General features: G+C 61.3%; 15 protein-coding genes. 2 read left to right on the top strand and 13 right to left on the bottom strand.

All coding sequences use genetic code 11. From position 1 onward, the window contains the following. The first annotated feature begins 111 nt into the window (after positions 1–111). Positions 112–1308: a Na+/H+ antiporter NhaA gene (gene nhaA / locus EJ079_RS03750; protein ID WP_127808124.1), complete on the top strand. Its 1197-nt coding sequence runs from the start codon at positions 112–114 to the stop codon at positions 1306–1308. A gap of 29 nt (positions 1309–1337) precedes the next feature. Here nhaA and EJ079_RS03745 read toward each other — a convergent pair whose 3' ends face one another. The 8 genes from EJ079_RS03745 to cueR form a co-directional block, all read right to left on the bottom strand. Beyond that, complete coding sequence (locus EJ079_RS03745; RefSeq protein ID WP_164873724.1) at positions 1338–1838, bottom strand: MmcB family DNA repair protein; 501 nt, start codon at positions 1836–1838, stop codon at positions 1338–1340. A gap of 660 nt (positions 1839–2498) precedes the next feature. Further along, positions 2499–2714: a hypothetical protein gene (locus tag EJ079_RS03740; RefSeq protein WP_127808122.1), complete on the bottom strand. Its 216-nt coding sequence runs from the start codon at positions 2712–2714 to the stop codon at positions 2499–2501. A gap of 177 nt (positions 2715–2891) precedes the next feature. Beyond that, positions 2892–3446 (bottom strand): hypothetical protein, encoded by a 555-nt coding sequence (locus EJ079_RS03735; protein ID WP_127808121.1) that lies wholly within the window; start codon positions 3444–3446, stop codon positions 2892–2894. A gap of 189 nt (positions 3447–3635) precedes the next feature. Continuing rightward, complete coding sequence (locus tag EJ079_RS03730) at positions 3636–4589, bottom strand: IS1595 family transposase (RefSeq protein WP_127808120.1); 954 nt, start codon at positions 4587–4589, stop codon at positions 3636–3638. A gap of 110 nt (positions 4590–4699) precedes the next feature. After that, positions 4700–4960 carry a hypothetical protein gene (locus EJ079_RS03725; RefSeq protein WP_127808119.1) on the bottom strand — a complete coding sequence of 87 codons (261 nt, stop codon included), beginning with the start codon at positions 4958–4960 and terminating at the stop codon, positions 4700–4702. 273 nt (positions 4961–5233) lie between these two features. Then, positions 5234–5530 (bottom strand): hypothetical protein, encoded by a 297-nt coding sequence (locus tag EJ079_RS33175; protein WP_164873723.1) that lies wholly within the window; start codon positions 5528–5530, stop codon positions 5234–5236. 370 nt (positions 5531–5900) lie between these two features. Further along, positions 5901–6215, bottom strand: coding sequence for an OsmC family protein (locus EJ079_RS03715; RefSeq protein ID WP_127808117.1), 315 nt, complete (start codon positions 6213–6215; stop codon positions 5901–5903). Positions 6216–6273: 58 nt separating this feature from the next. Further along, on the bottom strand, positions 6274–6696 hold the full coding sequence (gene cueR, locus EJ079_RS03710) for a Cu(I)-responsive transcriptional regulator (protein WP_127382668.1): 423 nt from the start codon (positions 6694–6696) through the stop codon (positions 6274–6276). A gap of 226 nt (positions 6697–6922) precedes the next feature. Between cueR and EJ079_RS03705 the strand changes: the two genes are divergently transcribed. Beyond that, a complete protein-coding gene (locus EJ079_RS03705; protein ID WP_127397760.1) occupies positions 6923–7540 on the top strand; it encodes a L,D-transpeptidase in 618 nt (205 codons plus the stop codon). Positions 7541–7651: 111 nt separating this feature from the next. On the opposite strand, the gene EJ079_RS03700 is transcribed toward EJ079_RS03705, so the two are convergent. The 5 genes from EJ079_RS03700 to murJ form a co-directional block, all read right to left on the bottom strand. Next, a complete protein-coding gene (locus EJ079_RS03700) occupies positions 7652–7978 on the bottom strand; it encodes an NIPSNAP family protein (protein WP_127269475.1) in 327 nt (108 codons plus the stop codon). An 82-nt stretch (positions 7979–8060) separates the two neighbouring features. Continuing rightward, the gene (locus EJ079_RS03695) at positions 8061–8630 is read right to left on the bottom strand and encodes a NifU family protein (RefSeq protein ID WP_023811631.1); all 570 of its coding nucleotides are present in this window, start codon (positions 8628–8630) and stop codon (positions 8061–8063) included. A 156-nt stretch (positions 8631–8786) separates the two neighbouring features. Continuing rightward, entirely contained in the window at positions 8787–9278 is a 492-nt protein-coding gene (locus tag EJ079_RS03690; protein WP_013528063.1) for a universal stress protein, read from the bottom strand. A 93-nt stretch (positions 9279–9371) separates the two neighbouring features. Further along, on the bottom strand, positions 9372–10439 hold the full coding sequence (trpS, locus tag EJ079_RS03685; RefSeq protein WP_127256391.1) for a tryptophan--tRNA ligase: 1068 nt from the start codon (positions 10437–10439) through the stop codon (positions 9372–9374). Positions 10440–10611: 172 nt separating this feature from the next. Next, entirely contained in the window at positions 10612–12219 is a 1608-nt protein-coding gene (gene murJ / locus EJ079_RS03680; RefSeq protein ID WP_127271141.1) for a murein biosynthesis integral membrane protein MurJ, read from the bottom strand.

Genomic DNA, 12219 nt, shown 5'->3' with positions numbered 1-12219 from the left:
GCGTCCCTCTCCCCGTCACTATACGGGGAGAGGATGCCGGCAGGCAGGTGAGGGGCGGCGCTAGCGCTTGGACAATGAAGCCCGCCAAACAGGCGGCTTAACGGAGGCGACATGCAGGATCTGAAGCAGCGGCCGGTTTCCGTCTTCCGCGAATTCCTCGATAGCGAAGCGGCCGGCGGCATCATCCTGATGGTGGCGGCGGCACTGGCCCTGATCGTCGCCAATTCGCCGCTCGCCGAAACCTATTTCTCCGCCCTCCACGCCTATCTCGGCCCGCTCAGTGTCTCGCATTGGGTCAATGACGGGCTGATGGCGGTGTTCTTCCTGCTCGTCGGACTGGAGATCAAGCGCGAGATGCTGGACGGCCAGCTCTCCACCTGGCCCCGGCGCGTGCTGCCCGGCATTGCAGCCGCCGGCGGCATGCTGGTTCCGGCACTCGTCTATGTGGCTGTCAACCGCAACAATGCGGCCGCCCTGTCCGGCTGGGCGATCCCGACCGCCACCGATATCGCTTTCGCGCTCGGCGTGCTGTCGCTGCTCGGCAGCCGCGTGCCGGCTTCGCTGAAAGTGTTCCTCACAGCCCTTGCCATCATCGACGACCTCGGTGCCGTCATCATCATCGCCATCTTCTACACCAGCGGCCTTTCGCTGGCTTATCTGGGTGCTGCCTTCGCCGTCATTGCCGCGCTTGTCGTGCTCAACCGCATGCGGGTGATGACGCTGGTTCCCTATCTCGTGCTCGGCGTCATCCTGTGGGTGCTGGTTCTGAAATCCGGCGTCCATGCCACGCTCGCCGGCGTGGCGCTGGCGCTGACCATCCCGCTTGAGCGTTCCGCCGGGATTGGCCACGATCTCGACCGTTCGCCCCTGCACCGGCTCGAGCACGGCCTGCACAAGATTGTGGCCTTCCTCGTCATCCCGATCTTTGGCTTTGCCAATGCCGGCGTTTCGCTCGCCGGTCTCAGCGTCAGTGCGCTGATTGAGCCGTTGACGCTGGGTGTCGCCGCCGGCCTGGTGGTCGGCAAGCTGGTCGGCGTGTTCGGCTCCTCGGCACTTGCCATTAGGCTCGGTCTTGCCGACCTGCCCGCCAATGCCGGCTGGACGCACATGATCGGCATATCGCTGCTGTGCGGCATTGGTTTCACCATGAGCCTGTTCATCGGCCTGCTCGCCTTCGCCGGCGATGTGGCGTTGCAGGACGCGGTCAAGGTCGGCATCCTCGCCGGTTCCTTCATCGCCGCTATCCTGGGCGCTGCCGTGCTGCTCATGGCGCCCGGCAGGGGTGGCGTGGAGGACGGTGAAGAGTAGAGGCAGTCTTAGAACCTGGGGGACAATCGCTACTCGCTCTCACCCTCCAGCGCCGGCACCGACACGCCGGCAAGCTCTGCCGCCAGCAGCCGTGAAGCGCCGGCCCGCGCGATCCGCAGCATCAGCGCTTTGCGCGTTGCCGCTGCCATGCGGTGCTCGGGCGCATCGCGCAGGATCTCGGCGCCGTAGCCGTCGGAGAGGATGAAGCCGCACTCCTGGGGAAATATCACTGAGGGCACGCCGGGATGGGTGGCGAAGAAGAAGCGGTCGGAATGCAGCCGGTAGTCGGGCCATTTGCGGTCGACCCTGAAATCCTCGATCGAGGATTTGATCTCGATGATCCAGATATCGCCCTGCCGGGTCAGCGCGACGAGGTCGGCGCGGCGGCCCGTGGCCAGCGACAGTTCGGGCAACACATGTGCGCCCATATCCATGAGCAGCCGCTGTACGCCGCGCCGCACCAGCATGGCGCGTTCGGACTGGCGGCCGTCGATGAGAGGATTGATGAGGATGGGGGAGATGATCGGCATGCCAGGCACCATGCCAGATTTTGTTCACGGTTTGAACCTGTTTTATGCAGGCGACTATCCGGTTGACAAACCCAAAGACAAATCGCTTGCAGCCTGATATGAGTCTCACCCACTCAGGGGGGGGCACTTTGGTTTTTCAATCGCTGGTAGCTGGTTGGCGGCGGTTCTGGTCGCGCAAGCTCATCGCCAGGTACAAGGTTAATGCCCAATACTTCACGATCTCGTTCAAAATCTACCAGTCAGATGATGGCGAACGGATGTGCCGTATGAGCGTCCTGTCAGGCGAAGATTCGAACTTCTCCCCGATGCGGACGGTCGACCTAGACCTCCTTATCGAAGCCGCTCAGGAAGCTAGGGCGAAGCTAGCGCCAGATGACCGTCAATGGCCCTGACAGGCCGTTACCTTTGAGGGTAACTAAACGGAGCTAGGCGCTACCCAGCCGTAGGGGAATGGCAGCGCTTTCCCGCTTTCGACTCACATCGAGTGGCCGTCAAACAGCATTAGAACGAATTTAAGGTAGAGAGCACCGCCAGCTGGAATACTCAAAACGACAGCTAGGATGAATACGAACACGCGCTGAGGCATTTCGAGATTGCGAGACAGGAAAACAACTAGCCCCAATATCGGAGATATGATTGCAGCGACCGCAAAAAGGATGATCATTTGGAATGCTTCGCCTTGGCGTCCTTCGGACGCGCGGGTTTCGCCACCTTCGCGCGCTGTCCCTGCACGAACGTCTTTATCTGTTCATTGGTGAGCTTTGGTGCGTGGGCGATCTTGTTGACAACGGCCTCGAAGGCGGCGTCGGACTGGTCCGTTTTCAGTTCGCGCGCGGCTTCGCGGAATTTCTCAACCTGCTCTTTTTCCTTGGTCATGATCCCCACTCTAGACGGATTCGATAGGTTCATATATATAAGGAGCCCACTGGTGAGGTGACTCACCAGTGGGGCAACCCGAGCCTTAGATGCAATGCAGAGCTTCGGCCCTCATTCAACTATTATGCGGGTTTGCCACATGGGATGCTCCTTTCTCCTGTGCCTCGCAACGGCGGGTTAAAAGGGAATCTCATCGTCCAGCTCTCGCGAGCGAGCCGGCATCGTCGCTTGGACGTTTGCCACTCCCGCTTGCAAGTTCTGGACAACGGTGGAGCCGGAGGGAATCGAACCCTCGGGAGCAGAAGGTGGGTAGCCCCTCTCCCGTCCAACCGGCCCCAATTCTGTATTAGAAGGCTCTGGCGTTTCCGCGCCGGAGCCTTCTGCTTTTCCGACCAATGCCCAGCCTTGGCCGTCGTTATCGATCAAACCCTCATGCTTCATCTTTGACAGCCGAGTGCTTACGGACGCCTTGCTGGTGTCGATCTGCCGATGCTCGGTAATGAAATCGAAGATCGTCGCAGGCGTGGTGTTGCCTTGGGAGATGGCATCAATAATTGCGTTGTTGATCGGGCTAGGACCTGCACCGCTTGAAACGGTGGTTGCTTTCGCTGCGTCCGGATCGCCAAGGACGTCTAGGGCGGCATCAATCTCGCGAATGCCCTTTCGGATATCCGCGGCTTGGGCCAGCAGTTCCAGTTTCTTTTTCTTCAAAATGTCCAATGCAAGCGACATCGAATCGGCTCCTTCGGTGAGGCCGTTATGAGGCCAAATGCTATCCAGAGTCAATCCAAAGGCGTTTAGCTATTGGGTTTGTTTTTTGCTATTGGGTTGTTAAACCCTATTTAACGGCGCGGTCGGCGCTTCTGCCGCCGCAGCGGCAACTCCAATTGGACCGGCCTGCGGAAGTGGCGGGCCTTCGCTTCAACTAGGCCCGCGATATGAGAGGCGCTTACCAGCAGCACCCTTCAACGCGATGAAAGCGCGGGTGCCATCATCGACGCCAAGCGCGGTGGGGTTCGAATAGCGGAAGTCGAATTCGGCAAGGTAGCGGTGGAGGTGCTGCTCGCCGCAATGCTGGTAAACGCCTTTCATTCCACGCTTAAAGATCGAATAGAAGCCTTCCACGGTATTGGCATGGACGGTCTTTTCGCTTTCGTAGCGGACGTATTCGTCCTTCGAATGCGTGACGACATCGTGCGAAGCGAATTCCTGGCCCACGCGGCGGTACATGCCAGCCTCGTCGGTCATCAAGGCGCTTTCCTTGGCGATGTTGGCGCGAACGATCGGCATCACAGTGCCAATGCGGGCGGTATCGACGTGGAAGGAACGGGCGCGGCCACCACGCTCGACAAGTGTGACGACAGTGTTCTTGTGTGCGCCGCCGCCGCGCTTAACCTGAGTGCCGGCAAGGCGACCTGTATAGGTTTCGTCAACCTCGACGGTCTTGCCATTGCCACCAAGTGGGGAGAGGTCGCCAGACGCCATTGCAAGGCGAATGCGGTGGCACAGGAACCATGCAGCCTCATAGGTGCATTCGAGTATGCGGTGCATCTGGTGAGCGCTGATGCCCTTCTTGGAAGCGCACATAAGGTGGATAGCCTGAAGCCACTTGGTTAGCGGCAGATGACTTTCCTCGAAGATCGAACCCATACGGACGGTGAACTGCGAACGGCAAGCGCTGCACTTGTACAAGCCATGACGCTCGACGCCGTGGGGGTTCTTTTTCGAGGCCTTCGTGCGAACGCCCTTCAAAGCATAGTGGCGATCCATAGAGCCGCACTTGGGGCAAACCGGACCCTGCGGCCACAGAATGCCTTCCACATGCTCGAAAGCCTTGGCTTCGTCGTGGAACTCGGGGCGGGACAGAACGGACATGGAAATCTCCTATGTCCTTACCCTACGTAAGCGGTTGGGTTTGTCAACCGGATAATCGCCTTTATGAAGGCGATTGTATATTCGATATACCCGGATATACCCAAAAGAAGTCAGGCATTGATCCTTGAAAGATTGGGTTTGCGGTGCATACCGTCGCTTCCATGGGGACGGGTGACGCAAAATCGAACACTAAGGAAGGCCAACAAGTATGGGCCTTTGACCTTGACGCTCTGCGCAAGGCTTTCAGAAAGTCCGTTCGGGAGCATAAAGTCACGGCGGCTGATTGGGCGGAACACGCCAAGCAGTTCCTCGAAAAACAAAGAGATCGTCAGCGCGAATCGACTTGATATGCCGCGCCGATCAATTTCCACTTAGTAACCTTAAGATAGCAGAAAAAAATCTTTGCGCGTTACCAACCAAAGTCAGATGCAACCGCTTTAGTTCCGCGAATGTCGAATGGCATAAGCAGGGAGACGTCGCTTCGACACTTCCGTGAAGTGCGCAACCCATCTGCGGGTGGCGCATGGCTTTCTGTAAATTAGCTAAAGCTAATTTAAGTGAAAGGTGATATTTTAGAAGCAGCCGGGGCTCCCCCAATACACCCCGCTCCGGTCAGGCCCGGTGGCGGTCCACCCAAAGGAAGGCTACCGGGCCGATCCCTGCAACCAACCGGTGATCCGCTCGTTGACCCATGCCGGGTTGATCCCCCGGCACTCCAGGACCTGCCCGCTGCCGAGGGGCGGCGGGCCTTTTTTGCCGATTGGATTCAAGCCCGCAGCGATAGCGAAGGCTCCGGCGGATGCCGGAGCCTTCGCGTTTGGTGATCCCGTCAGAAGTGGATCCAGAAGGATCTGCGGAAGCATCGCCGGCGCCAATAGCCATTGCGCCAATAGCGACGGCAAACCCGCCTCCACCCGCGTCGGCGACGGCGGCGGTGCCATCTGCGGTGCCGCACGAACTCGACGCCGTCCTGAACATCGGGACCATCCGGGCCGAGAATGTCGTCGGATGATTTGTCGAGTTCATCGAGAATGCCGGGCCCCGTATCAGGGATGCCGGCCAGGGCGGTGGCAGGACGCGCGATTGCGACGACGGTCGCAGCCCCTGCAAGCCCAAGCATTCCAGTCAGAAACAATCGCCGATCCATGCCAACCTCCATCGTTGATCATTGCGACAAGGGAAGACATAGAGCGGCAGATTGACGCGCCCAGATGCCGAAGAAAATTGGGTCAATCCCCCTGCCGTGCCGGCGGCGGATCTTTTTAGCGGTCTCCGACAATCCACGCGGCCAAATGCGCCTGTTCCCAGGGATCATTCCTCCGACAAGCCGGTCGCCGTTGCGTCCGTTTCAATGCTCACCGGCACGCCCTGGCGCAGGGAGTTGCTGACCGTGGAAATCGCCGCGATCTTGTTGAGCGTTACACCCATTTCCTCGGCGACGTAGCGAAGGTCGTTGCAGAAGCAGCCGCCGATCGCCAGGGCGAGCAGTTGGCCGCCATTGAAGCCCAGGCCCATGCCGCCGGCCTTGCCTTCGGGCCGGTCGACGATGATCGTGTGGCCGCCGGCCCAGCCCATGGCGGCTTGCGTGTCCTCCACATTGCGCAGTTCGACGGTCATCGAGACCATTGCTGATGTCCTCCCGGCAGGAGTCGACCAGGCGTCGGGCCTCGTCGACGTAGAGTCATTATGCAGGCGCAGAGGCGGCCTTGTCGCTGGGCAACGCCGCCCCCGCCATGTCATCAAGGATCGGACAATCCGGCCTTTCGTCGCCGTGGCAGGCATGGATCAGTTTCTGCAGCGTCGAGCGCATCGACTGCAACTCGCGCACTTTCTCCTCGATCGCCGTGACATGGGCGGCGGCGATTTCGCGCACGTTCTGGCTGGCGCGGCTGCGATCCTGGTAAAGCGCCATCAACTGGCGGCAATCGTCGATGGAAAAGCCGAGATTGCGCGCGCGGCGCAGGAAGGCCAGCCGATGGATGTCGTCTCCGGAATAATCGCGGTAGCCGTTGGCGGCGCGCGCCGGGGCGATCAGGCCGATCTCTTCATAGTAGCGGATGGTCTTGGCCGGCAGGCCGGAGCGGTGGGCGGCGTCACCGACATTCATGACGGTTCTCCTCGATTTCCAGGAGCCCACGGAGCGGGCCCCTTGAATTTGCTTCACAATCCTGTGGGCACTGTTGCCAAAATGCCATAGTGATACGCTTACCGGTACGTCAAGGCAGGCATATAGGCATCGCACGCTTGGCAAGCAAAGCAAATGCCAGCATGAATGATGATGAGAGAGCGGCCGACTCGTGCCGCCGAAGTTGGGCGGGGCACCGGATCACCTGATGCGCATGAAGTCGTTTGCAATCATCGCCGCACTGGCGCTCTCCACTGCTATCGCCGGTTGCAGCACCATCGGCTCGCAGATATTCTCCAACAACTACGGCGCGGTCACCGACGCAGGTTATCAGCTGCCGCGCATCCCGATCGAGAAAGTGCCGATGAAGTACCATCGGCAGGAAGTGAACTACGACAGCCCGGAAAAGCCGGGCACGATCATCGTCGATACGCAGAACAAGTTCCTCTACTTCATCGAGGGCGACGGAAGGGCCATTCGCTACGGCATCGGCGTCGGCCGCGAGGGCTTCGAGTGGCATGGCACCGCCCACATTGCGCTCAAGCGCGAATGGCCGACCTGGACGCCGCCGAGGCAGATGATCCAGCGCCAGCCGGAATTGGAAAAGTTTGCCGGCGGCATGGAGCCGGGCCTGAAGAACCCGCTCGGCGCGCGCGCCATGTACCTGTTCAACAAGGGCGGTGATTCAGGCTATCGCCTGCATGGCAGCCCGGAGTGGAATTCGATCGGCAAGGCGATGTCGTCTGGCTGCATCCGCCTGATGAATCAGGACATTATCGACCTCTATGACCGCGCCTCGGTCGGCGCCAAGGTCATCGTTCTCTAGAGGCAGTTTTCGTACGCGGACCGTCCAGGCAACAACGGACGTCCCAAGCAGAAAACCGGGCAGTTCGGCCCGGTTTTTTGTTGTTTGCGCGATGCGACGCCTGCTCGGTGGTCAGGACACCGCCGAGAACGAGGTGGGAGCCAAAATTTGGTTGGTGATTGTCTCGGTGATCTGGCCGTCACGCTCGGAATCTTCCCGCGCCTGTGTCCAGGCCGGGTCCTTCACGAACGCCGTCCAGCGCTCTTCGCGTTCGGCCAGCGATTCCCATGCCAGCATGTAGGTCAGGTCGTTGTTCGAAGCACCGATCAGCGTGGTAAAGAAACCCGCTTGGCGGATACCGTGCTTTTCCCACAATTTGAGGGTGATCTTGTCGAAACGATCAAGAAGCGCCGGCAAGCGCCCCGGCAAAGCCCGGTAAACCCGAAGTTCGTAGATCATTTTGGAGTTCCTTCTGGCCGAGGCGCCGGAAGCGAAGAAATCGGACCAGATGGTCAGCAGGGTAGAATTTTAAAAGGGGGCGTCAGGAGACCTGCTCGACCTGTTGCACTTCCGGCACGAAATGGCGCAGCAGATTCTGAATGCCGTGCTTCAGCGTCGCCGTCGAGGATGGGCAGCCGGCGCAGGCGCCCTTCATGTGCAGGAACACCGTGCCATTCTCGAAGCCGCGGAAGGTGATGTCGCCGCCATCCTGGGCGACCGCCGGGCGCACCCGCGTGTCGAGCAGTTCCTTGATGGTGATGACCAACTCCTCGTCGGCCTTGTCGTAGAACTCACCGGTCTGGCTGGTCTCGGCGGCCGGGCCGGCCTTGGCCATGACGGGCGCGCCGGACATGAAATGCTCCATGATGGCGCCGAGGATCGCCGGCTTCAAATGCTGCCAGTCGGGGCCATCCTTGGTCACGGTGATGAAGTCATAGCCGAAGAAAACGCCGGTGACGCCAGGAATTTCGAACAGCCGGCCGGCCAGCGGCGAGGCGACGGCGGCGCTGTCGGCATCGCGGAAATCGGCGGTGCCTTCCAGAAGCACTTCCTTGCCGGGCAGGAATTTCAGCGTCGCCGGGTTTGGCGTCGATTCGGTCTGGATGAACATGGCCGTCTCCGTGCCCGTTTGGGCATCTAGTTTGGAACAATTCTAAATAGGCTCAATTGGCTGGACATTCAAGCGAAACGCATCGCCGGAACAGCTGGCTGGCGGAATGTTTTTTCGCGCCCATCATCGGACCGGCATCACCTGAAGAGCAGAATCTCAGGCCAGGCTGTCGATTTCCTCGTCCGACAGGTTCTGCGGCACGACAGTCACCGGGATCGGGAAGGCGGCACCCTTGCCGGCCACGGCGCCGACCAGCGGCCCCGGCCCTTCCTTGCCCGCACCGGCGGCCAGCACCAGGATGGCGATGTCCTGGTCTTCCTCGATCAATTTGTGGATCTCTTCCGTCGGCTTGCCTTCGCGCACCACCATCTCGGGCTCGATGCCGAGCTTCTGGCGCACCTTGTTGGCATAGCTGTCGAGCGCGGCGCGCGCGGTGGCGTTGGCTTCCTCGCGCATGATCTTCTCGACACCCAGCCAATGCTGGAAATCGTCCGGCACGATGACATAGAGCAGCACCAGCGTGCCGCTGGTGCTCTGCGCCCGTTTCGAGGCATAGGCGACGGCACGCTCGCATTCCGGCGTGTCGTCGATGATCGTCAGGAATTTCCTGCGATGGCCGGCTTCGCGGCTGAGGCGTTTGGAGACCATGTCTATCTACTCGGTGTCGTGCGGCCGCAATCTGCCACTGCGGGGGACCGGCGGCAAGTCGCCGGCCTTGTGCCAGTGCACCCGATGTCGCGATCAGCCCTGCAGCAGGCCGATAATGTCGCGCACCGTCTTCATCGTCGCTTCGGCCAGCACGCCGGCGCGCTCGCCGCCGTCCTTGAGCACAGCGTCGACATAGGCGCGGTCATCCGAAATGCGGCGCATCTCGCTGGCGATCGGCGCCAGTTTTTCCACTGCAAGATCGGCCAAGGCCGGCTTGAACACGGAAAACTGCTGACCGGCGAATTCCTTGAGTACATCCGCCTTCGATATCTCGGCGAGACCCGCATAGATGCCGACCAGGTTCTCCGCCTCGGGCCGGCCGGCCAGGCCGTCCAGCTCGCTCGGCAACGCTTCCGGGTCGGTCTTGGCCTTGCGGATCTTCTTCGAGATGTCGTCGGCATCGTCAGTCAGGTTGATGCGCGACAAATCCGACGGGTCCGATTTGGACATTTTCTTGGAGCCGTCGCGCAGCGACATGATGCGCGCCGCCGGCCCGCCGATGACCGGCTCGGTCAGCGGGAAATAACCGTTGACGGTCTCTTCGCCGACCTGCATCTCGACGCCGACGCCAAGGGCCGCGATGCGGTCGGAGAAGTCGTTGTTGAATTTCTGCGCGATGTCGCGGGTGAGTTCCAGATGCTGCTTCTGGTCCTCGCCCACCGGCACGTGGGTGGCACGGTAGAGCAGGATGTCGGCAGCCATCAGCGAAGGATAGGCAAGCAGGCCGAGCGAGGCGTTCTCGCGATCCTTGCCGGCCTTGTCCTTGAACTGCGTCATACGGTTCATCCAGCCGATGCGCGCCACGCAATTGAAGATCCAGGCGAGCTCGGCGTGCTGCATGACCCGCGACTGGTTGAAGACGATGTGCTTCTTCGGGTCGATGCCCGAGGCCAGGAACGCAGCGGTGATCGACCGCGTCTGATCGGCCAGGTCTTCATAAACGAGTTGGGCTGTCAGCGAATGCAGGTCGACGACGCAATAGATGCAATCGGAGGTGTCCTGCAGGGCAACGAATTTCTTGATGGCGCCGAGATAGTTGCCGAGGTGCAGATTGCCGGTCGGCTGGACACCGGAAAAGACGAGTGGCTTGAAGGCGGTCATGATTGTCCTCATGGCTTGTGGAGGGCCGTATAAGCGTGATTCCGAAAAGTTGCAGACTTTTCGGAGCCAATCGCGCGGCTGGAAACCGCGCGCGGCGAAAGTCTTGCGACGGCGCGCTTATGGACGAAGACGGCGCTGCGATCAAGACGGCGCTGCGGGCGTGTCGGGCGCTCTACTCGTCCAGGTCGGTCTTTGCGACCGGTGGCGCCGACTTGCCCGATCCCCGCTTGACGTTGCGTCGGATCATGCCGAAATCGGCACCGCCTGTGGCGAAGGCGGTGATGAAATAAAGCAGCGCTCCGCCGGCAACCAGCGACAGCAGCGTCGTCGCCTTGACCACCAGCGGCGAGCCCGGCCCTAGCCTGACGGCGAACCAGTGCTCGGCAAAATAGAGTGCGGCCCCCATTACGGCCGCCGACAGCACCAGCCGTGGAATGCGCTTCATCAGCGGCACGTCGCGCCCCCAATGGCCGCGCCGGATCAAGACGCCGAGCAGCATCACCGCGTTGACCCAGCCGGCGACGGCCGAGGCCACCGCGATGCCGGGCGCGCCCATCCGTGGAAACAGCGTCAGCGCCGTAGTGACGTTCACCGCCACCGAGATGGCGGCAAAGATCATCGGCGTGCGCGTGTCCTCGCGGGCGAAATAGCCTGGGGTGAACGCCTTGATCAGCACGAAAGCCGGCAGGCCGAGGCCGAAGATCGCCAGGATCGCCGCCACTGTCGGCGTCGAGCCGTTGGCGGCGAACGCGCCGCGCTCATAGACCAGCCGCACGATCGGCTCCGACATCACCCAGAGTGCCGCGGCTGCCGGCAGCGTCAGGAACAGCGTGAACTCGACCGAGCGGTTCTGCAGATTGGCCGCCTCGATCAGATTGCCCGACTTCAGCGCCCGCGACAGTTCGGGCAACAGCACGATCGCCACCGCAACACCGACCACGCCGAGCGGCAACTGGTAGATGCGGTCGGCATAGGCGAGCGAGGACACCGCGCTGTTCTGCGCCGAGGCGATCGCCGTGCCGATCAGCTGGTTGATCTGGGTGATGCCGCCGGTGATGGCCGCCGGCAGCGCCAGGATCAGCAGCCGCTTGACGGCGGGCGTCATTTTCGGCCGGCGGAAGCCGATCGAGATGCCGGCGTGGCGCACCGCCACCCAGACGATCGCCAGTTGCACCAGTCCGGCGGCAAGCACGCCCCAGGACAGCCCGTAGCCGACGGTGAGGGCATCCGAGCCCTTGTACCAGGCATAGGCGAGCACGCCGATCAGGATGATGTTGAGGAACACCGGTGCCACCGCGGCGGCGAAATAGCGGCGCAGCGAATTCAGCATGCCCGCCATCATCGCGCCCAGCGACATGCAGATCAGATAGGGAAACATGATCGTCGCCAGCGTCACCGTGGTGTCGAACTTCCCCGGCGTGCCGGCAAAACCCGGCGCCACCAGATAGCGCACGATCAGCGGCATCGACAGTTCCATGATGATCGTCAGCGCCAGCAGCGCCGTGAACAGCACGCCGAACACTTCCTCGGAAAAGCGCTTGGCGCCTTCGGTTCCGTGGGTTTCGATCTCCTTGGCGAACAGCGGCACGAAGGCGGCGTTGAAGGCGCCTTCGGCAAACAGCCGGCGAAAGGTGTTGGGAAACTGGAAAGCGGCGTTGAAGGCATCGGCGACCGGTCCGGTGCCGAGTGCGGCGGCCATCAGCATCTCGCGGCCGAAACCGAGCGCGCGGCTCATCAGCGTGCCGGAAGCGACCGTTGCGAATTTCTTGACGAGGCTCAT

This window comes from Mesorhizobium sp. M7A.F.Ce.TU.012.03.2.1, from assembly GCF_004006095.1.
Classification (GTDB): domain Bacteria; phylum Pseudomonadota; class Alphaproteobacteria; order Rhizobiales; family Rhizobiaceae; genus Mesorhizobium.
Note: the sequence above shows the minus strand (reverse complement) of the source record. Positions and strands in the feature narration are given on the sequence as shown.